This is a genomic window from Rhizobium sp. AAP116, assembly GCF_001295785.1.
Taxonomy (GTDB): domain Bacteria; phylum Pseudomonadota; class Alphaproteobacteria; order Rhizobiales; family Rhizobiaceae; genus Allorhizobium.
This window is the reverse complement of record NZ_LJIB01000025.1, coordinates 199,895-220,650: the sequence shown is the minus strand read 5'-3', so window position 1 is coordinate 220,650 and position 20,756 is coordinate 199,895. Positions and strand designations below refer to the sequence as shown.

Annotated in this window: 21 protein-coding genes; 4 read left to right on the top strand and 17 right to left on the bottom strand. The window is 61.4% G+C overall.

The features are described from left to right. Positions 1–11: 11 nt before the first annotated feature. The 12 genes from IP85_RS14640 to sdhC form a co-directional block, all read right to left on the bottom strand. Entirely contained in the window at positions 12–425 is a 414-nt protein-coding gene (locus IP85_RS14640) for an MAPEG family protein (RefSeq protein ID WP_054150413.1), read from the bottom strand. 12 nt (positions 426–437) lie between these two features. Continuing rightward, on the bottom strand, positions 438–1,667 hold the full coding sequence (gene odhB, locus IP85_RS14635) for a 2-oxoglutarate dehydrogenase complex dihydrolipoyllysine-residue succinyltransferase (protein WP_054150412.1): 1,230 nt from the start codon (positions 1,665–1,667) through the stop codon (positions 438–440). 57 nt (positions 1,668–1,724) lie between these two features. Then, the gene (locus IP85_RS14630; protein ID WP_054150411.1) at positions 1,725–4,721 is read right to left on the bottom strand and encodes a 2-oxoglutarate dehydrogenase E1 component; all 2,997 of its coding nucleotides are present in this window, start codon (positions 4,719–4,721) and stop codon (positions 1,725–1,727) included. A 163-nt stretch (positions 4,722–4,884) separates the two neighbouring features. Beyond that, positions 4,885–5,787 (bottom strand): succinate--CoA ligase subunit alpha, encoded by a 903-nt coding sequence (gene sucD, locus IP85_RS14625; protein WP_006724463.1) that lies wholly within the window; start codon positions 5,785–5,787, stop codon positions 4,885–4,887. A gap of 17 nt (positions 5,788–5,804) precedes the next feature. Further along, positions 5,805–6,998, bottom strand: a complete 1,194-nt coding sequence (gene sucC, locus IP85_RS14620) for an ADP-forming succinate--CoA ligase subunit beta (RefSeq protein WP_054150410.1) — start codon at positions 6,996–6,998, stop codon at positions 5,805–5,807. 31 nt (positions 6,999–7,029) lie between these two features. Continuing rightward, positions 7,030–7,992 carry a malate dehydrogenase gene (gene mdh, locus IP85_RS14615; protein WP_054150409.1) on the bottom strand — a complete coding sequence of 321 codons (963 nt, stop codon included), beginning with the start codon at positions 7,990–7,992 and terminating at the stop codon, positions 7,030–7,032. 162 nt (positions 7,993–8,154) lie between these two features. Beyond that, complete coding sequence (zapE, locus tag IP85_RS14610; RefSeq protein ID WP_054150408.1) at positions 8,155–9,330, bottom strand: cell division protein ZapE; 1,176 nt, start codon at positions 9,328–9,330, stop codon at positions 8,155–8,157. A gap of 61 nt (positions 9,331–9,391) precedes the next feature. Then, complete coding sequence (locus tag IP85_RS14605; RefSeq protein ID WP_054150407.1) at positions 9,392–9,916, bottom strand: protease inhibitor Inh/omp19 family protein; 525 nt, start codon at positions 9,914–9,916, stop codon at positions 9,392–9,394. Between the two features lie 183 nt (positions 9,917–10,099). After that, positions 10,100–10,879 carry a succinate dehydrogenase iron-sulfur subunit gene (locus tag IP85_RS14600; RefSeq protein WP_054150406.1) on the bottom strand — a complete coding sequence of 260 codons (780 nt, stop codon included), beginning with the start codon at positions 10,877–10,879 and terminating at the stop codon, positions 10,100–10,102. 15 nt (positions 10,880–10,894) lie between these two features. After that, a complete protein-coding gene (sdhA, locus tag IP85_RS14595; protein WP_054150405.1) occupies positions 10,895–12,739 on the bottom strand; it encodes a succinate dehydrogenase flavoprotein subunit in 1,845 nt (614 codons plus the stop codon). Positions 12,740–12,745: 6 nt separating this feature from the next. Further along, entirely contained in the window at positions 12,746–13,126 is a 381-nt protein-coding gene (gene sdhD, locus IP85_RS14590; RefSeq protein WP_054150404.1) for a succinate dehydrogenase, hydrophobic membrane anchor protein, read from the bottom strand. 11 nt (positions 13,127–13,137) lie between these two features. Next, positions 13,138–13,533 carry a succinate dehydrogenase, cytochrome b556 subunit gene (gene sdhC, locus IP85_RS14585; RefSeq protein WP_054150403.1) on the bottom strand — a complete coding sequence of 132 codons (396 nt, stop codon included), beginning with the start codon at positions 13,531–13,533 and terminating at the stop codon, positions 13,138–13,140. A gap of 287 nt (positions 13,534–13,820) precedes the next feature. Between sdhC and IP85_RS14580 the strand changes: the two genes are divergently transcribed. Continuing rightward, positions 13,821–14,180: a hypothetical protein gene (locus IP85_RS14580; protein WP_054150402.1), complete on the top strand. Its 360-nt coding sequence runs from the start codon at positions 13,821–13,823 to the stop codon at positions 14,178–14,180. Here the strand turns inward: IP85_RS14580 and IP85_RS14575 are convergent. From IP85_RS14575 to tsaD, 5 genes are read right to left on the bottom strand one after another with little or no spacing between them, the layout of a single operon-like run. Beyond that, on the bottom strand, positions 14,177–14,821 hold the full coding sequence (locus tag IP85_RS14575) for a methyltransferase (protein WP_054150401.1): 645 nt from the start codon (positions 14,819–14,821) through the stop codon (positions 14,177–14,179). The genes IP85_RS14580 and IP85_RS14575 overlap by 4 nt on opposite strands. Positions 14,822–14,828: 7 nt before the next feature. Beyond that, positions 14,829–15,260 carry an EVE domain-containing protein gene (locus IP85_RS14570; RefSeq protein ID WP_054150400.1) on the bottom strand — a complete coding sequence of 144 codons (432 nt, stop codon included), beginning with the start codon at positions 15,258–15,260 and terminating at the stop codon, positions 14,829–14,831. A gap of 5 nt (positions 15,261–15,265) precedes the next feature. Next, positions 15,266–15,559 (bottom strand): YciI-like protein, encoded by a 294-nt coding sequence (locus IP85_RS14565; RefSeq protein ID WP_054150399.1) that lies wholly within the window; start codon positions 15,557–15,559, stop codon positions 15,266–15,268. Between the two features lie 22 nt (positions 15,560–15,581). After that, positions 15,582–16,571: an NAD(P)H-dependent glycerol-3-phosphate dehydrogenase gene (locus IP85_RS14560; RefSeq protein ID WP_054150398.1), complete on the bottom strand. Its 990-nt coding sequence runs from the start codon at positions 16,569–16,571 to the stop codon at positions 15,582–15,584. Next, on the bottom strand, positions 16,568–17,662 hold the full coding sequence (gene tsaD / locus IP85_RS14555; RefSeq protein ID WP_054150397.1) for a tRNA (adenosine(37)-N6)-threonylcarbamoyltransferase complex transferase subunit TsaD: 1,095 nt from the start codon (positions 17,660–17,662) through the stop codon (positions 16,568–16,570). The genes IP85_RS14560 and tsaD overlap by 4 nt, the downstream gene beginning before the upstream one ends. 73 nt (positions 17,663–17,735) lie before the next feature. Between tsaD and hemC the strand changes: the two genes are divergently transcribed. From hemC to IP85_RS14540, 3 genes are all read left to right on the top strand, one after another. Next, entirely contained in the window at positions 17,736–18,665 is a 930-nt protein-coding gene (gene hemC, locus IP85_RS14550; protein ID WP_054150396.1) for a hydroxymethylbilane synthase, read from the top strand. A gap of 3 nt (positions 18,666–18,668) precedes the next feature. Continuing rightward, a complete protein-coding gene (locus IP85_RS14545) occupies positions 18,669–19,388 on the top strand; it encodes a uroporphyrinogen-III synthase (RefSeq protein ID WP_054150395.1) in 720 nt (239 codons plus the stop codon). A 90-nt stretch (positions 19,389–19,478) separates the two neighbouring features. After that, positions 19,479–20,756: a mitofilin family membrane protein gene (locus IP85_RS14540; RefSeq protein WP_054150394.1), complete on the top strand. Its 1,278-nt coding sequence runs from the start codon at positions 19,479–19,481 to the stop codon at positions 20,754–20,756.

The following is a 20,756-nucleotide window of genomic DNA, read 5'->3' as shown; positions in this document are numbered from 1 at the left end:
CATGCCTCACCTCAAAACGCCAGTGCGAGGAACATCAAGCCGAGGCCGGCCATGGCGCCAGTCCAGACGATCGAGCGGATATAGGGAATACCTGCCAGGTAGAGCGGATAATAGACGATGCGCCCGACAAACCAGACGATGGCACCGGTCAGGCCGAGGCCCGAGGTCTCACCGGTGAACAGCAACCCAGCGGCAAGGGCCACGAAGGCGGGATAGGTCTCGCGGAAATTCGATGACGCCCGTGCGGCGCGCCCGGCGAGCTTGCTCGCCGGCTGCTTGTTGTCGTCACGCGGGCCGGCATTCCACTCCGTGCCCAGCTCCTTGGTGGCCAGCATGCCCTGAAGGAGAACATGCGCCACCAGCAGGACCACGCTCCAGGCAAGGAGCAGGACGAGCGGAGAGGCGGAAGCGGATACCGGCTCCATCGTGCGTTTTCCTTAGAGGTCGAGAACCAGGCGTTCCGGATCCTCGAGGCTTTCCTTGACGCGAACGAGGAAGGTGACCGCTTCCTTGCCGTCGACGATGCGGTGATCGTAGGAGAGCGCGAGATACATCATCGGACGGATGACGATCTGGCCGCCGACAACAACCGGACGCTCCTGGATCTTGTGCATGCCGAGGATACCCGACTGCGGTGCATTCAGGATCGGCGAGGACATCAGCGAGCCGTAGACGCCGCCATTCGAGATGGTGAAGGTACCGCCCTGCATGTCGGCCATCGACAGCTGACCATCACGGGCAGCCTTGCCGAGACGACCGATATCCTTCTCGATTTCGGCAATCGACATCTGGTCGGCATCGCGCACGATCGGAACGACTAGGCCCTTGTCCGTGCCGACGGCAACGCCGATGTGGCAGTAGTTCTTGTAGATGATGTCGGTGCCGTCGATTTCGGCGTTAACGGCCGGCAGTTCCTTCAGCGCATGCGTGACGGCCTTGGTGAAGAAGCCCATGAAGCCGAGCTTCACGCCGTGCTTCTTCTCGAAGATGTCCTTGTAGCGGTTGCGCAGGGCCATCACGGCCGACATGTCCACCTCGTTATAGGTGGTCAGCATGGCAGCCGTGTTCTGGGCGTCCTTGAGGCGCTTGGCGATCGTCTGGCGCAGGCGGGTCATCTTCACGCGCTCTTCGCGCGATGCGTCGTCGCCGGAAGAGGCCGGACGCGGAGCAGCAGGGGCTGCGGCAACAGCCGGAGCAGCCGTACCCTTGGCGATGGCGGCGATCACGTCGCCCTTCAGCACCTGGCCACGCTTGCCGGAACCGTCGACATCAGCGGTCGCGATGTTGTTGTCGGCAGCGAGCTTGGCGGCGGCCGGAGCAGCCGGCATGGCCGAGGGAGCAGCCGGAGCAGCGGTCGCCGGAGCAGGGGCTGCAGCAGGAGCCGGTGCGGCGGCAGGGGCCGGAGCAGCTGCACCAGCAGAACCGGCAGCACCTTCAGCGATCTGGCCGAGCAGCGCGCCGAGACCGACGGTTTCGCCGTTCTGGGCGACGATTTCAGTCAGAACGCCCGAGACCGGCGACGGGACTTCGACAGTCACCTTGTCGGTTTCCAGTTCGACGAGGGGCTCGTCGGCCTTGACGGTGTCACCGACCTTCTTGAACCAGGTGCCAATAGTGGCTTCGCTGACGGATTCGCCGAGGGTGGGTACGCGGATTTCAGTGGCCATGATCTCAATTCCGTTGGTCAGAGAACGTTTCGGTCTGCGAGGGAGTGACTGGGCGGATCAACCGCCCAGTGCGTCCTCGAGGAAGGCTTCGAGCTGGGCAAGGTGCTTGGACATCAGGCCGGTTGCCGGCGAGGCAGCAGCCGGACGACCGGTGTAGCGCACGCGCTGGTACTTGGCGTCGATATGGGCAAGCACCCATTCCAGATACGGATCGATGAACGACCAGGCGCCCATGTTCTTTGGCTCTTCCTGGCACCAGACCATCTCCGCATTGCGGAAGCGCGAGAGCTCGTTGATGAGCGCCTTGGCCGGGAACGGATAGAGCTGTTCGATGCGCAGCAGGTAGATGTCGTCGATGCCGCGCTTTTCGCGCTCTTCCAGAAGATCGTAATAGACCTTGCCGGAACACATGACGACGCGACGGATCTTCGCATCCTTCTGCAGCTTGATCGGACCGTCCTTGATGACTTCGGCATCGTCCCACAGCAGGCGGTGGAACGAGGATTCACCAGCCATCTCGGCAAGGCTCGACGTGGCACGCTTGTGGCGCAGCAGCGACTTCGGCGTCATCATGATCAGCGGCTTGCGGAAGTCACGCTTCATCTGACGGCGCAGAATGTGGAAGTAGTTCGACGGCGTCGTGACGTTTGCGACCTGCATATTGTCTTCAGCGCACATCTGCAGCCAGCGCTCGAGGCGCGCCGACGAGTGCTCCGGACCCTGACCTTCATAGCCATGCGGCAGAAGGCAGACGAGACCGGACATGCGCAGCCACTTGCGTTCACCAGACGAGATGAACTGGTCGAAGACGACCTGCGCACCGTTGGCGAAATCGCCGAACTGGGCTTCCCAGAGGGTCAGCGCGTTCGGACGGGCCAACGAATAGCCGTATTCGAAACCAAGGACAGCCTCTTCCGACAGCATCGAGTTGATGACTTCGTAGCGGGCCTGGTTCGGCGCCAGATTGGCGAGCGGGATGTAGCGGTCTTCGGTCTCCTGATCGTAGAGAACCGAGTGGCGCTGTGAGAAGGTGCCGCGTTCGCAATCCTGGCCGGACAGACGGATCTTGTGGCCGTCGAGGCAGAGCGAACCGAAGGCGAGTGCTTCGCCCATGGCCCAGTCGATGCCTTCGCCGGTCTCGATCATCTGCGCCCGGTTTTCCATAAAGCGCTGGATCGTGCGGTGTGCCTTGAAGCCTTCTGGAATGGTCGACAGCTTGCGGCCGATCTCCTTGAGCTGCTTCATCGGCACGGCGGTCTTGCCGCGACGCTGCTCGTCGGCATTGTCGGCAGTCCGGAGACCCGACCATGCGCCATCAAGCCAGTCGGCCTTGTTCGGCTTGTAGCTCTGGCCTGCCTCGAACTCCTGCTCGAGATGGGCGCGCCAGTCGGCCTTCATCTTCTCGAGTTCGCCCTCGGTGATCAGACCTTCGGCGATCAGACGCTCGCCATAGATGTTGACCACCGTCTTGTGAGCGCGGATTTCCTTGTACATCTTCGGCTGGGTGAAGCTCGGCTCGTCGCCTTCGTTGTGACCGAAGCGGCGGTAGCAGAACATGTCGACGACGACAGGCTTGTGGAACTTCATACGGTATTCGGTCGCAACCTTCGCCGCATAGACGACGGCTTCCGGATCGTCACCGTTGACGTGGAAGATCGGCGCTTCGATCATCTTGGCGACGTCGGACGGATAGGGCGACGAACGCGAGAAAGCCGGATTGGTGGTGAAACCGATCTGGTTGTTGATGATCACGTGCAGCGTGCCGGCCACGCGGTGGCCGCGCAGGCCAGACAGGCCGAGAATTTCCGCAGTCACACCCTGGCCGGCAAAAGCTGCATCACCATGCAGGAGAAGCGGCAGAACCTTGGCGCGCTCCTTCAGCGGAATGACATCGCCTTCCCAGATCTTGGCGAGCTGGTCCTGCTTGGCGCGGGCCTTGCCCATGACGACCGGGTTGACGATTTCCAGGTGCGACGGGTTGGCCGTCAGCGACAGGTGAACCTTGTTGCCGTCGAACTCGCGGTCGGAGGAAGCGCCGAGGTGATACTTCACGTCGCCGGAACCTTCGACTTCGTCGGGCTTGAAGGAACCACCTTTGAATTCGTGGAAGACCGCACGATGCGGCTTGTGCATGACGTTGGTCAGGACGTTCAGACGACCGCGATGGGCCATGCCGAGAACAACCTGCTCGAGACCTTCCTGGCCACCGCGCTTGATGATCTGCTCAAGCGCCGGGATCAGCGATTCACCACCGTCGAGGCCGAAGCGCTTGGTGCCCTTGTACTTGACGTCGATGAACTGCTCGAAGCCCTCGGCTTCGATCAGCTTCTGCAGAATGGCCTTCTTGCCGTTCGGCGTGAATTCGACACCCTTGCCGGGGCCTTCGATACGCTCCTGGATCCAGGCTTTTTCTTCCGGATTGGAGATGTGCATGAATTCGACGCCGAGCGTCGAGCAATAGGTGCGCTGCAGGATGTCGAGCATCTGGGGGATCGTGGCGTATTCCAGACCCAGCACGTTGTCGATGAAGATCTTGCGGCTGTAATCGGCTTCGGTGAAGCCGTAAGCGGTCGGCGAAAGCTCGTTGTAGTCATCAACCGGAGCGGCGAGACCGAGTGGGTCGAGCTTGGCATGCAGGTGACCGCGCATGCGGTATGCACGGATCATCATGATGGCGCGGACGGAATCGCGCGTTGCCTGCAGGACTTCAGATTCCGAAACAGACTTTCCGGTCGAAGCGGCGGTCGCTTCTGCCTTGGCCTGAACCTTCTTTTCGATGACCTTTTCGACCACGCCCCAATTGCCGTCGAGCGCGTTGACGAGCTCGCCGCCTTCAGCGATCGGCCAGTTCTTGCGCTGCCAGGAGGCGCCCTTGGCGGCCTTCTTCACATCGGTCGGATTGTCGGCCAGCGCCTTGAAGAAGGCCTGCCACTCGTCGGAAACCGACGAGGGATCCTCCTCGTAACGCGCGTAAAGCTGCTCGATATAGGCCGCATTCGATCCGTCCAGGAAGGACGTGATCAGAAACTGCTCGTTGGCTTCTTGCCTACCCATGGTGTTTTGCGAACCTCTCGGCTCGCCTCCCGACTAGAATTGATGGCCGGATGCCCGGCCTGCCGCTCGCGATCGTCAAAAATTGCGAATCGTCTCAGATATGCGAAGTCCAGGCGAAGGATTGGCGGACCAACCCTTCGCCTGGCTTGATTTTCGTCAGATCTCAGCCCTTGAGGACTTCGACCAGGGTCTTGCCCAGACGTGCCGGCGAAGGCGAAACCTTGATGCCGGCGGCTTCCATGGCTTCGATCTTCGATTCGGCGTCGCCCTTGCCGCCGGATACGACAGCACCGGCATGGCCCATGGTGCGGCCCTTCGGAGCAGTCCGGCCTGCGATGAAGCCGGCCATCGGCTTCTTGCGGCCCTTCTTGGCTTCGTCGATCAGGAACTGGGCTGCATCTTCTTCAGCCGAGCCGCCGATTTCGCCGATCATGATGATCGAGGTCGTGGCCGGGTCGGCCAGGAACATCTCGAGCACGTCGATGAATTCAGTACCCTTGACCGGGTCGCCGCCGATACCAACAGCGGTCGTCTGGCCGAGACCTTCGTTCGAGGTCTGGAACACGGCTTCATAGGTCAATGTTCCCGAGCGCGAGACGATACCGACCGAACCCTTGCGGAAGATCGAGCCCGGCATGATGCCGATCTTGCACTCTTCCGGCGTCAGGATACCCGGGCAGTTCGGGCCGAGCAGGCGCGACTTGGACTTGTCGAGCTTGGCCTTGACCCGCACCATGTCCATGACCGGGATACCCTCGGTGATGCAGGTGATGAACGGGATCTCGGCGTCGATCGCCTCAATGATGGCGTCGGCTGCACCGGCCGGCGGAACGTAGATCACGGATGCATCTGCACCGGTCTTTTCCTTGGCTTCGGCAACGGTCGCGAAGATCGGCAGGGTTTCACCCTTGGAGCCGGTCCAGTTTTCGCCACCCTTTTTCGGATGGATACCGCCGACCATCTGCGTGCCGTAGTAGGCGAGCGCCTGTTCGGTGTGAAAGGTGCCGGTCTTGCCGGTCAGGCCCTGAACGAGGACCTTGGTGTTCTTGTTTACAAGAATTGACATCGAATAGGTTCCTCAGATTAGCCGTTGATCGCCGCGACGATCTTCTTGGCAGCGTCGTCCAGATCGTCGGCCGCGGTGATCGCGAGGCCGGATTCGTTCAGGATCTTCTTGCCAAGTTCGACATTGGTGCCTTCGAGGCGCACGACGAGCGGAACCTTCAGGCCGACTTCCTGCACGGCGGCAACAACGCCTTCCGCGATGACGTCGCACTTCATGATGCCGCCGAAGATGTTGACGAGGATGCCCTCGACCTTCGGGTCAGCGGTGATGATCTTGAAGGCAGCCGCGACCTTCTCCTTGCCAGCGCCACCGCCGACGTCGCAGAAGTTTGCCGGCTCTTTGCCGTAAAGCTTGATGATGTCCATCGTCGCCATGGCGAGACCGGCACCATTGACCATGCAGCCGATATTGCCGTCGAGGGCCACGTAAGCGAGGTCCCACTTGGAGGCTTCGATTTCCTTGGCGTCTTCTTCGGTCTCGTCGCGCAGCGCCTTGACGTCGTCATGGCGGAACAGCGCATTGCCGTCGAAGGACATCTTGGCGTCGAGCACGCGCAGATGGTCATTCTTCATGACGATCAGCGGGTTGACTTCGAGCAGGGCCATGTCCTTCTCGACGAAGGCCTTGTAGAGGATCGGGAAGAGCGCCTTGGCGTCTTCGGCAGCCGCACCCGAAAGCTCCAGGGCCTTGGAGATGGCAGCAACATCCGCGTCCGTCACGCCCGTCAGCGGATCGATGGCGATCGTGTGGATCTTCTCCGGCGTGTCATGGGCAACGGCTTCGATGTCCATGCCGCCTTCGGTCGAAACGACGAAGGCAACCTGGCCGACCGAGCGGTCGACGAGCAGCGAGCAGTAGAGTTCGCGAGCGATGTCGGCACCGTCTTCGATGTAGAGACGGTTGACCTGCTTGCCGGCGTCGCCGGTCTGGGCAGTCACCAGCGTGTTGCCGAACATTTCCTTGGCGTGGCTCTTGGCTTCGTCGATCGAGAAAGCGAGGCGTACGCCGCCCTTGGCGTCCGGCGACAGTTCCTTGAACTTGCCCTTGCCGCGGCCGCCAGCATGGATCTGGCTCTTGACCACGTAGAGCGGGCCAGGAAGCTGCTTTGCGGCGGCTTCGGCTTCTTCTGCGGAGAAGATGGCCACACCTTCGGCGACCGGTGCACCAAAGCTCTTCAGAAGAGCCTTGGCCTGATATTCATGAATGTTCATTGTCGTGTCCCTGTTTTGGGCGAAATGGCAATTACTTGAGAGCCGGCGCGATGTTGATGCAGGCTTCGCAGAGGCCGGCAACGGCGCCGACAGACTTCTGGAAGGCTTCTTCTTCGGCCTTGTTCAGGTCGATTTCGATGATGCGCTCGACGCCGCCTTCACCGATGACGACCGGTACGCCGACATACATGTCCTTCACGCCGTACTGGCCGGTGAGGTAGGCGGCGCAGGGCAGAACGCGCTTCTTGTCCTTGAGGTAGGACTCGGCCATTTCGATGGCGGAAGCAGCCGGTGCATAGTAGGCCGAGCCGGTCTTCAGCAGACCGACGATTTCGGCGCCACCGTCACGGGTGCGCTGGATGATTTCTTCGAGGCGTTCCTTGGTGACCCAGCCCATCTTCACGAGGTCGGTCAGCGGGATGCCGCCAACGGTCGAGTAACGAGCGAGCGGCACCATGGTGTCGCCGTGGCCGCCGAGTACGAAGGCGGTGACGTCCTGGACGGAAACGTTGAATTCTTCAGACAGGAAGTGGCGGAAACGACCAGAGTCGAGAACGCCGGCCATGCCGACGACCTTGTTGGTCGGGAGGCCCGAGAACTTCTGCAGGGCCCAGACCATCGCGTCGAGCGGGTTGGTGATGCAGATGACGAAGGCGTTCGGGGCATACTTCTTGATGCCGGCGCCAACCTGTTCCATGACCTTGAGGTTGATACCGAGCAGGTCATCGCGGCTCATGCCCGGCTTGCGGGCAACACCGGCAGTCACGATGCAGACGTCAGCACCTTCGATGGCGGCGTAATCGCTCGCGCCGGAAAGCTTGGCATTGAAGCCTTCGACGGGACCGGACTGGGCAATGTCGAGACCCTTGCCCTGCGGGATGCCGTCAGCAATGTCGAACAGGACGATGTCGCCCAGTTCCTTCAGACTGGCGAGATGCGCCAGCGTTCCACCAATCATTCCAGAACCGATAAGAGCGATCTTCTTGCGCGCCATTGTAGACTTCCTTTTGGATCCGCGACCAAGGCCGAGGGCGAGTGTTAGCCTGCCCTTGTGGACAAACCGCATAGCTCCAAAGGGTCTAAACCGCAAACGATAATTTTCGGTGTATCAATTTCAATCGGTTAGAACATAAAATTCTTACGTAAACGTCAAATATTATGTCACCGAGCCGTCATGATTTTGACGTTTTGACTGGTGCAGCTCCAGATAATCTGCGCTCCGCATTTCGAAGAGACGCGAAACTGTTCGATCAAATTCAAAGCCTTCGGTGCCCTTCTTCTCCGTGAGCAAAGTTTCCGGCATCGCAACGGCAGAGGCGAACAGCCGAACACTGGAGTCGTAGAGCGCATCGATCAGAATGATGAAGCGTTTCGTCTCATTCCGTTTTTCTGGGCCGAGATGCGGGATACCCTCAACGAAGACGATGTCGAAACGCTTGGCGATCGCCAGATAATCGGATGCGCCGAGTGGTCGCTCGCAGAGATCGTGAAAGCTGAAGCGCGCAGCCCGACCGGCGGCCCGCGGGATCTCGATGGCCCTGCCCTTCATCTCGATTGATGTAGGCACCTCGGGAGCGCCCTCGGTCACACGCTTCCAGGCGATGTCCATCATCTTCGGTGCGTCATCGAGGGGCGCAATGTAAACCGGTAGGCTCTCCATCTTTTCGAGACGGTAGTCTGTGGGAGAATCGAGCGTCGAGACATCGACGTTCTTTTTCAGCAGATCGACGAAGGGCAGGAATAGCCCACGGTTCAGCCCATCACGATAGAGGTTGTCCGGCTCGACATTCGACGTCGCCACAAGCGTGCAACCCCGCGCAAAAAGCTCGGTGAAGAGCCGCGCCAGGATCATCGCATCAGCGATGTCGGTCACCGTGAATTCGTCGAAGCAGAGAAGCTGCGCCTCTTCGCGAAGCGCTTCCGCCACAGGCGGCACGGGATCGGCCTGCTTGGTCTCGCCGGCCTTCAGTTTCTGGCGGTGGGCATGGATACGGGCATGCACATCGGCCATGAACTCGTGAAAATGCGCGCGGCGCTTCTTCTCGATGGGTGCAAGCCGGAAGAACAGGTCCATGAGCATGGTCTTGCCGCGGCCGACGCTGCCATGGATATAGAGACCCTTGATCGGGATCTCTGGCTTGCGTGCCCGGGCAAACATCCAGCCGAGCGCACTCTTCTTGGCCGCCGGCTTGCGCGCCTTCAGCTCCGTCAGGATCCGGTCGAGCTTTTCGGCAACGCCAAACTGGTAGCGGTCGGGCTGAAGTGTTCCCGACTCTGTCATCGCGCGCAATTGCTCGACGACGCTTAAGCCGTAGTCAGGAACTGGCTGCATGGAGAAAATGTCCCGCCGGGAGGGTGGCCCCGAGCGGGCCACCGCAGGTATAAGAGGAGGTTCAGCGGCTCAGGCTGACCGGCTGGCCGGACGCGGTGCTGCCGTCGAACCGGGCGTCGGCCGTCTTGTAGAGGCTGCCGATGGTGTTGCCGTTGCGGTCCTTGAGGACAACCGACTTACCTGACACTTCCCAGGAACCCATCGCCGTGAGTTCGCCGGCGCAACCGCGGGTGCCGCCACGCGAGCCGCTGCCGAGATTGGTGAGCGTCAGGAACATGTCGCAGCTTGCGCCAGCGCTCTGGACGCGCCAGTTGCCGACCATCGATTCCTTGGTGACGTCAAGCGCGGTTGCCGGTGCGACCGCCGTTCCCACGGCCGCCGCAGTCGTCGCGGGCGCAGCGGGAAACTGGTTGGGATCCGTCGCACCTGGAGGAGGAAGCTGGCCGGACTGCACTGATGGAACCGGCTGGGCCTGCAGCGGAGGCAGGGCGCTGTTGGCAGCATTCATGTTGCTGTAGGATGTACGCTGGCACCCCGCGAGCGCCAGAAGGATGGCTGCTCCGGTGACTGCATGGCTGAATTTCATCATTATACTCCCGCTCTCGCGACCTTTGCCGCAACCTGCCGTACAACTGAGTTTTAGATATGTTACGCGAATATGGTTAATCAAGTTCCATATCACGTTCGATCGATAGCCGGCACTATAAGGATAAATTAAGGCCGCCCGAAACGGTTCCCGGGCGGCCTCTCATTCTTTTGACAATGTGGCTCAGGCGCGACGCTCGACCATCATCTTCTTGATCTCGGCAATCGCCTTGGCAGGGTTCAGACCCTTCGGGCAGGCCTGGGCGCAGTTCATGATCGTGTGGCAGCGATAGAGGCGGAAGGGATCCTCGAGATTGTCGAGGCGCTCGCCGGTCGCTTCATCGCGGCTGTCGATCAGCCAGCGATAGGCCTGCAGCAGCACGGCCGGACCGAGATAACGGTCGCCGTTCCACCAGTAGCTCGGACAGGAGGTCGAGCAGCAGGCGCAGAGAATGCACTCGTACAGACCGTCGAGCTTCTGGCGATCCTCGTGGCTCTGCTTCCATTCCTTCGCCGGAGGCGGGGAGACCGTTTGCAGCCAAGGCTCGATCGAACGATGCTGGGCGTAGAAGTTCGAGAGATCAGGCACCAGATCCTTGACCACAGGCATATGCGGCAGCGGATAGACCTTAACGGTCCCATTCACCTCATCCATGCCCTTGGTGCAGGCGAGCGTATTCGTGCCGTCGATGTTCATCGCGCACGAGCCGCAGATGCCTTCACGACAGGAACGACGCAGCGTCAGCGTCGGGTCGATATTGTTCTTGATGTAGAGAAGGCCGTCCAGAACCATCGGGCCGCAATCGTCGACATCGATGTAATAGGTATCGATGCGCGGATTGGCGCCGTCATCCGGGCTCCAGCGATAGACCCGGTATTCGCGAACGTTCTTGGCACCGGCCGGCTTCGGCCAGACCTTGCCTTCGGTGACCTGGGAATTCTTGGGGAGAGCGAGTTCTACCATGATGAGGTCCTCAAATCAGTAGACGCGAGCCTTGGGCGCGATCTTCTTGGGATCGATGCCTTCAGCGATGAGCTCGGTATGGACAGGGCGGTAGTCGAGCTTGACGTCACCCGCTTCCGAGACCCAGGCCAGCGTATGCTTGCGCCAGTTCTCGTCGTCGCGACCGCCATACGGACCGGACGTGTAGTCTTCTCGAGCATGCGAACCACGGCTCTCCTTGCGAGCCTCGGCGCCATAGACCGTGGTGATCGCATTGGCCATCAGGTTGTGCAGTTCGAGCGTCTCGACCAGGTCCGAGTTCCAGATCATAGAACGGTCGGTGACCTTGATGTCCGGCAGTTCCTTCCAGATCGCAGACAGACGATTGCAACCGCTTTCGAGCGATTCCTGCGTGCGGAACACGGCCGCATCGTCCTGCATGGCGCGCTGCATCTTGTCGCGCAGCACAGCGGTCGGGGTCTGACCCGAAGCGTGACGCGTGTTGTCGAAGCGATCCATGATCTTGTCGCAGGCGGCAACATTCAGCGCCGGGATCGGCGACGTGCGGTCGATGACCTCAGCAGCCCGGATCGCAGCCGCACGACCGAAGACCACGAGGTCGATCAGCGAGTTGGAGCCGAGACGGTTCGCACCGTGCACCGAGGCGCAACCGGCTTCACCGACAGCCATCAGGCCCGGAATGATGCGTTCCGGATTGTTGGAGTCGGCATTCAGCACTTCGCCCCAGTAATTCGTCGGAATGCCGCCCATGTTGTAGTGAACCGTCGGCAGAACCGGGATCGGCTCGCGGGTCACGTCAACGCCGGCGAAGATCTTCGCCGATTCCGAAATGCCCGGCAGGCGCTCGTGCAGGACGGCCGGATCGAGGTGATCGAGATGCAGGAAGATGTGGTCCTTATTCTTGCCGACGCCGCGGCCTTCACGGATTTCCATCGTCATGCAGCGCGAGACAACGTCACGCGAGGCGAGATCCTTCGCCGAAGGAGCATAGCGCTCCATGAAGCGCTCGCCTTCAGAGTTGACGAGGTAACCACCTTCGCCGCGTGCGCCTTCGGTGATCAGACAGCCGGCGCCGTAGATACCGGTCGGGTGGAACTGGACGAATTCCATGTCCTGCAGCGGAAGGCCCGCGCGGGCGATCATGCCGCCGCCGTCACCGGTGCAGGTGTGAGCGGACGTTGCAGAGAAATAGGCACGGCCATAGCCGCCGGTCGCGAGCACGACCATCTTCGCGGAGAAGCGATGGATGGTGCCGTCGTCGAGGTTCCAGGCAACGACGCCGGTGCAGCGGCTGCCATCATCAGACATGATCAGGTCGAGCGCGAAATACTCGATGAAGAACTCGGCATTGTTGCGCAGCGACTGGCCGTAGAGCGTGTGCAGGATGGCGTGGCCGGTACGGTCGGCGGCAGCACAGGTGCGCTGTACCGGCGGGCCTTCGCCATAGTTCTGCATGTGACCGCCGAAGGGGCGCTGATAGATCTTGCCTTCCTCGTTACGTGAGAAGGGCACGCCGTAATGCTCGAGCTCATAGACCGCCTTCGGCGCTTCCATGGCGAGATACTGCATGGCGTCAACGTCGCCGAGCCAGTCGGAACCCTTGACGGTGTCGTAAAGGTGCCACTGCCAGCAGTCGGGCGTCATGTTGTTCAGCGAGGCGGCGATACCGCCCTGTGCTGCGACCGTGTGCGAACGGGTCGGGAAAACCTTGGTGATGCAAGCCGTCTTGAAGCCCTGTTCGGCCATGCCGAGCGTCGCGCGCAGTCCGGCGCCACCGGCACCGACGACCACGACGTCGTAGGAATGGTCAACATAGGTGTAGGCCTTGCCGGTCTGGGCGAAGTTATGAATGGTTGCCATGTTGATTTACCCTACGAATGCGATCTTCAAGATGGCGAAAAGACAGAGGCCACCGATCAGGATTGCAAAGAACGTGTTCAGCATCAGAAGCAAAAGCTTGGCGATATCGGCATGGACATAGTCCTCGATGATCACCTGCATGCCCAGCTTCATATGGATCAGTGCCGACAGCACGACCAGAGCCATGACGACGGCAACAAGCGGGTGCGACAATGCGCCAACCACTTCGGCATAGGGCTGGCCGTTGTACATGACCAGAAAGCCGACGAAGAAGAGGATCAGAGGAATGTTGGCGACGGCCGTGACGCGCTGGCGCCAGAAATGCTCGGTGCCTTCCTTGGCCGAGCCGAGACCGCGGACCTTGCCGAGCGGAGTGCGCATATCCATGGAATGGTGCCTCAGGTGCGAATGATATAGGCAACGACCCAGACGAGGATCGTCAGGACGACGGATGCGATGATGTTTGCTTTGGCGAGCTTCGTGGAGAAATGCTTGTCGAAGCCGTAGCCGACATCCCACATCAGGTGGCGCAGACCGCCGAGCATGTGATGGATGAGTGCCCAGGTATAGCCGAACAGGATCAGGCGGCCGATGATGGTTCCCATGAACCAGCTGACCCACTCGAAGTATTCGGCGCCCGTTGAGGCTGCCACAAGCCACCAAGCCACGAGGATCGTGCCGAAATAAAGCGCCGCACCGGTGATACGGTGCAGGATCGACATGATCATTGTGGGGATAGGCTTGTAGATTTGCAGGTGCGGCGACAGAGGCCGGTTTTTAGTCACATTCGCCATCTAAACCTCGCGGCGTCTCGATGCGGTCCGAGAGTCCGGACATATTGTTTGCAATGCGTCATAACGTTTGTGGCATTGCATCAGGGGGACGTTTAATCCTCGAAACCCCGGACGACAAGCACATTCGCTTGACGATTTCAATTTAATCGATTCGCGTGAACAGACCTTTAGCGTCCATGCGAACCGCATTCTTCCATACGAAAAAAGCGTTGAGATGGATGACTTTAGCAACCAGTTGCGGCATGTTGGGGTTAACGATTTGTTAACTGCGTCCCGGAGGTTGCCGCATGCTAAAGTATGGTTCCGTTTTGACAGCTGCGGCCATCGCGCTCATCTCCACCGCCGATGTCGGCCTCGCCGGGGAGCGGCATGACCGAGGCCATGGCCATTACAAATCCCAGGGCCAGGCGGTGATCGGCAGCAACGGTCTTCCGTCTGTCATCCCCGGCATCGGCACCTTCGTTGGCAGCGTCTCGGGGCTGCGCATCAAGGGCAACGGGGTGTTCCTCGCCATCGACAGGGGCTTGAGGCCGCAAGTCATTGCCTATCGTGCGCCCAAGGCAAAAATCATTGAAATTTCTACCGAAAATCCGGATGAGGCCTGCTCGTTCGAGGCCGGTGTCTGCGTGATCCGGCCAAGAAACTAGAGAAATTGCCAGACGGTCGTCTTCTTGATCTCGCTGTCTTCCAGAACGCGCGTGACAGGCACCTCATAGGTCGCCAGCGGCTCGAGATTATCAATCGGGCGATAGCTGCGTCCGGGATCTCCGACCAGGACGAGACATCCATCCTTCGCAGTGGCGCTGAACCAGGCGACCAGCGCCTTGGCAAAATCGCTCTCATAAAAGACATCGCCGGCAAGGATCACGTCGACATCGACGGATCGGCCGATCAGGTCGTCATTGGTGAAATCGATGCTCACGCCATTGAGAGCGGCATTCAGCCGCACCGCACATTTCGCCCAGGGATCGATATCGGCGGCCACCACGGCGGCTGCACCCGAAAGGGCAGCTGCAATCGCCACCATTCCCGAACCGCTGGCAAAATCGAGAACGCGTTTCCCCCTCACCGTTTCCGGATGATCGAGGATGTAGCGCGCGAGCCCCTGGCCGCCCGCCCAGGCAAAGGCCCAGAACGGCGGCGGCAGACCGATCGCTTCCAGATCCTCCTCGGTTTTCATCCAGAGATCATGCACCTCGCTTGCAAGGTGCAGACGTATCTCCGGCACATGCGGCGGAGACAACACGCTGGTGTTTTCGAGGATGAATCGATCAGGATCTGTCTTCACGAGGAGATCAGACGGGCGGATTGTCGAGACCGCCCATGCGGCAGACCTCGAAATATTCGTCGTCCGTCACCGGCTGGACCGAGAGCCGCATAGAGGTAACAAGCGCCATCTTCGACAGTTTCTCGTTTGCCTTCACATCCTTAAGACTGACCGGCTTCGGCATGTCGCAGACGGCGCGGATGTCGACGCAGTCCCAGCGGGCATCCCCCTCGGCGGTCGAATCCGGATGAGAGAGCGCACAGACTTCGACGATCCCGACGACTTCCAGACCCTCGTTGGAATGGTAGAAAAAGCCCTTGTCGCCGATCTTCATCGCCCGCATGTTGTTGCGCGCGAGATAATTGCGAACGCCGGTCCACTCTTCCCCGACATCGCCCTTGGCCTTCTGCATTTCCCAGGACCACTTGAAGGGTTCGGACTTGTAGAGCCAGAATGCCATGCCGTTCACGCCTCCGGATTGTTGAAGACCCAGTTATAGGGCTTGATCTCAACAGTCTCGAACAGGCCGGCCTTGGCATAGGGGTCTTGTGCTGCCAGCGCCTTGGCGGCCTCGATGTCGTCGGCTGCGATGATCAGCATCGAGCCGCAGGGCTTGCCGTCCGCGTCGAGGAACGGGCCGGCGATCTTCAACTGGCCGGCGGCATTGAGCCCGTTCAGCCACTCGACATGCGGCGGACGCGTTTCCATCCGAAGGTTCAGGTGTCCAGGCTTGTCGGCGCAGATGACGGCAAACAGCATCTTTTCTCTCCTCAAGGGTCTCTTATTCGGTGGTGATCGGTCGCGACATCAGTTGGGTGATCGCGGTCGGGATGTCCAGTCTGCCATCGATGATCGCGGCAACGGCTTCCGTGATCGGCATCTCGATCTGGTGACCTTCGGCGAGGCGTGCAGCGACCGCAGCCGCAAAGGCACCCTCCACGAGCGATCCCTGCTGGGAGCCTATGGGTTCGCCCTTGCCGAGCGCAATACCGAAGCGCAGATTGCGGGACTGGTGGCTGGTCGCGGTCAGCACTAGGTCACCGAGGCCTGACAGACCCCGCACCGTATCGCCTCGCCCGCCCATCGCATCGACCAGTCTCGACATCTCAGCAAGGCCACGGGCGATCAGGGCTGCCCGTGCCGAATCACCAAGCCCCATGCCCTCGACGATGCCGCAGGCAATGGCGAGTACGTTCTTCAGCGCGCCGCCGAGCTGCACACCGATCCGGTCGTCCGATGCATAAAGACGGAAGGTCTGGCCGGAGATCGCCTTGGCGAGTTGTTCGGCAAGGAACAGGTCCTCTGCAGCGATCGCCATGGCCGTCGGCAAGCCTTTGGCGATATCAGCCGCAAAGCCGGGACCAGAAAGCATGGCGATCGGATGGCCGGGAAGAGCCGTTTCCAGCACGTCGGTGAGCAGACGTGAGCTCTGCTTCTCGATCCCCTTGGCGCAGATGACGACCGGCACGCCCGGCTTCAGGTGTGGCCCAAAGGATTCTGCAGCCGCGATCTGCGCCTGGGACGGCATGGCGAAGAGCACGATATCGGCCTCGCCGAGATCTTCCGGCCGTGCGGAAAAGGACAGCGATTTAGGCAACTGAATGCCCGGCAAGGCAGCCTCATGGATTCGGCTTGCAGCGAGATCAGCCATGACCGAGGCATCGCGACCGACCAAAAGGGCTTCCGCCCTGCCCGTCTGCGCCACCACGGCCGCAAGCGCCGTGCCGAAGGCACCGGCGCCGATCACGGCGATACGCTGCATCCCGCTCATGCCTTGGCTCCCCGCTTGCCGTAGGCAAGCAAGGCTTTGGCATCCTGGTCCAGCGGCCAGCGCGAGCGGGGTGCGACGGCAAGATCATCCGAGGGCATGCCGAGCGCCATGCGCTCCAGGCCTGCCCAGGCGATCATGACGGCATTGTCGGTGCACAGATGATGCGGCGGCGCGACGAAGCGGAAGCAATGCTCGCCGCAGAGTGTGTCGAGCGTCTGGCGTACTTCCTTGTTGGCAGCCACACCGCCGGCGACGACCAGCGCGGGCTCGGCCACTTCGGGGAATGTTTCCTTGAAGCGCTGCAGGCCACGGCCGATGCGATCCTTCAGCGTGCGCGAAATGGCATGCTGGAAGGAGGCGCAGATATCGGCAATGTCCTGATCGGTGACAGGCGCGATGCCTTCTGCCGCCTGACGCACGGCGGTTTTGAGGCCCGAAAACGAAAAGTCGAGACGCGCCTCGCCGACCAAAGGCCGGGGAAAGGCAAAGCGCTTGGGGTTGCCCGTGGCTGCGGCCCGCTCGACAGCCGGCCCCCCAGGATAGGGAAGACCGAGCAGCTTCGCTGTCTTGTCGAAGGCCTCGCCGAGAGCATCGTCAATCGTCGTGCCCCAGCGCTCGTAGTCTCCGACGCCCTTGACCAGAACGAGCTGCGTATGACCACCGGAAACAAGCAGCATGAGGTATGGGAAGGGAACGCCATCCGTCAGGCGCGCCGTCAGCGCATGGCCTTCGAGATGGTTGACGGCATAAAGCGGCTTGCCCGTTGCGCGCGCAATCGCCTTGCCGGTCATCAACCCCACAAGCAGGCCGCCAATCAGGCCGGGACCGGACGTGGCGGCGATCGCATCGACTTCGGCGAGCGTGATGCTCGCGCGCTTGAGCGCTTCCTCGATCAGCGTGTCCAACGCATCGACATGGGCGCGGGCGGCAATCTCCGGCACCACGCCACCATAGGCGCTGTGCTCGTCGAGCTGGCTCAATACGACATCCGCCTCGGTGACGGCCGAGCCGTCAGAAAGCCGCGTAACGACGGCCGCTGCCGTCTCGTCACAGCTCGTTTCGATGCCGAGGATGCGCAGTTTGGATGTCATGGAGCCTGTTCATTGATTGCGGTCGCCGAGAAACCGGTCTACGAAATCTGTCGGTAACAACGGACAAGTTCGGATGCAAACAAAACCTTTCCGCATCGGCACGCGGGGCAGCCCGCTCGCTCTCGCCCAGGCTTCGGAGACACGCGCGCGCCTCATGGTCGCCCATGGGCTACCGGAGGAGATGTTCGAGATCGTGGTGCTCTCCACCAAGGGCGACCGGATCACAGATCGTGCGCTGTCCGAAATCGGCGGCAAGGGACTGTTCACCGAGGAGCTGGAGGATCAACTTCTCTCGGGCGATCTCGACTTCGCGGTGCATTCCTCCAAGGACATGCCGACCAAGCTGCCGGAAGGGCTTTTCCTCTCGGCCTTCCTGCCGCGCGAAGATGTTCGTGATGCCGTCGTTGGCCGCACCGCTCCGACGCTGAAGGAGCTGCCGGAAGGGGCAACCGTCGGCTCGTCTTCGCTGCGTCGCCAGGCCCTCATCCGCCGCATCCGCCCAGATATCAACGTGATCACCTTCCGCGGCCTGGTCGACACCCGCCTGCGCAAGCTTGCCGATGGCGAAGTGGATGCGACGCTGCTCGCCTATGCCGGCCTGCGCCGTCTCGGCAAGCCCGAGATCCCGACCGAACTGCTCGACCCGAGCGACTTTCCCCCGGCACCGGCGCAGGGCGCGATTTGCATCGAGAGCCGCATCGGCGATGCAAGGGTCAACGACCTGCTCGAAGCGATCAATGACCACGATACCTTTGACGCTGTCAGCTGCGAACGCGCCTTTCTCGGCGCGCTCGATGGCTCCTGCCGAACGCCGATTGCAGGCCTTGCAACGGTGCAGGGCGACGCAATCCGCTTTGCCGGCATGATCCTGACGCCCGACGGAAGCCGCTGGCATGACGTGGAGATCGAGGGAAGCCGGACAGAGGCTGCCGTACTCGGCGCGAGAGCCGGCGGCACAGTTCGCAGCAAGGCCGGCAGCGACTTCTTCGATAGCTGGAATTGAGGCATGCGCGTTCTCGTGACGCGTCCGGAGCCGGCCTCGGCCAGAACCGCCGCCGAACTCGAACGCCGTGGTCATGAGCCCGTGCTCCTGCCCCTGATGCAGGCGATGCAACAGCCCGAGGCACTCGCCTCCCCTCCCGCGCCCGACGCAGGTTTCCTTGCCGTGACCAGTGCCGAAGCGATGCGCGTGCTGAAAACGCTTCCGGACAATGCAAGACGTCCCTTCCTGGCTCCGCCCCTCTTCGCCGTCGGTCGCGCCACGGCCCGTGCAGCAAGAGAGGCCGGTTTCAAGGATGTTTCGGTTGCCGACGGTGACGGACACTCCCTGGCTGGACTGCTCATCGCGAAGTCGAACCAACATCCGGGCGCATCGATCCTCTATTTGACGGGAACTCCACGCTCTCCAGACTTCGAAGCCAAGCTGCGAGAGGCGGGACGCATGGTGGACGTACGAGAATGTTACCGGATGGTTCCGTCCACCTATCCCGACACCGCGGTAATCGACAAGCTCACCCCGATGCCGGAAGCAATTCTGGTCTACTCCTCCGAAACGGCAAGGCGTCTCGGGGAGCTGCACGACCGAACGAGCGAAGTGCTCGACTGGCCGCGGACACGCTTTCTCTGCCTGAGTGAAAAGATTGCAGACACCCTGCCGGCAGATTTTCACGCCAGAAGCCGTTGGCCTATGGAACCTCGCGAGGATCTGCTCCTTCTTCTGCTTTGATGCAGTGCCGCGTGAAATGGAACCTCGGGCCTTCCCTTCGCCTTGAGGACTGACTAGGTTTAATCACACGCGCGAAATGAAGAGGTTGCCATGGTTTCCGGAAAGCCACCCCGTCGATCGAAAGCCACCGATGATCCGGTGACAATCGACCTGACCGCTGAGGAAACCAAGTCCGCCGCGGATTCCGGCAATGCCGAGGCCGATGCTCTGCGATCGGATACCCCTGCCTCGTCTGCCGTGCCCGACGAGCCGACCGCAAGTGCCACGGCTTCGAACGACGCTCCCCCTGAAACGCCAGCAGATCCCTGGACGCCCACGCCGGAGCGGACGGCTGAAACCGCCCCTGTCGATGACACGGAAACGCGTGCTGAAACGGCAGCGAAAAGCGAGACAACCACCAGCCGGGAACCGGTTCGCCAGTCCCCTCCGACCTCGACCCTGGTTGCCTCCGGCATCTTCGGCGGCCTCGTGGCACTCGCTCTGGCCGGCAGCATGCAATATGCCGGGATCGTTCCCGGCCTGGGCCCGGAACAGGCGGTCCAGGCTCCAGCCGTGGACACGGCAGAGCTTGACGCGTTGAAGGCCGAAGTCGCGCGCCTGGCGGCACAACCCGCGGCGCCCGCCACCGACCCTGCACTTGCCGAGCGGATAACAGCGCTTGAAACCAGCGTCGCCAATGCGGGCTCCGAGCCGACCGCCGATGCCGCCGCTGTCGAAGCACTCAAGACGCAGCTGGTCGCTGCTGAACAGGCGATCGAGTCCCTGCGTGCGGAAATCGCCAGCAACAAGCAGGCGCTCGACCAGAGCGCCACGCGACTTGATGAAGCCGAGCGCAAGCTGGACGAACCACGCAGCGACGTTGAAATGGCGCGTGCCATCGCCCTTTCCGGTTTGAAGACCGCAATCGATCGCGGCGGCCCGTTCCTGTCGGAGCTAGACGCCTTGAAAAGCGTTTCGCCCGAGGATCCGGCGGTTGCCGCACTCACACCGCTTGCAAGCAACGGCGTACCGTCTCGATCGGATCTGACACGGCAGTTCAACCAGGTGGCGGAAGAGATCCTCGCCGCCATCCACCAGCCGGAGCAAGGCGAAGGCTGGACCGATCGCCTGATGGCGAGCGCCCGCTCGCTGGTCAAGGTAAGGCCCGTCGGCAATGTAGAGGGCGATACGCCGGAGGCCATCGTCGCGCGCGTTGAAAACAAGCTGCAGAATGGCGACCTCAAGGGCGCGGCCCTGGAATGGGAAACACTGCCTGAAGCCGGAAAGGCGGCCTCATCGGAGTTTGCGACAACTCTTAAGAACCGGATCGAGGCCGAGGAGCGGGTAGCCGCGGCGCTGTCTCAGACCGTGGCCGGAAACGGAGGCTGA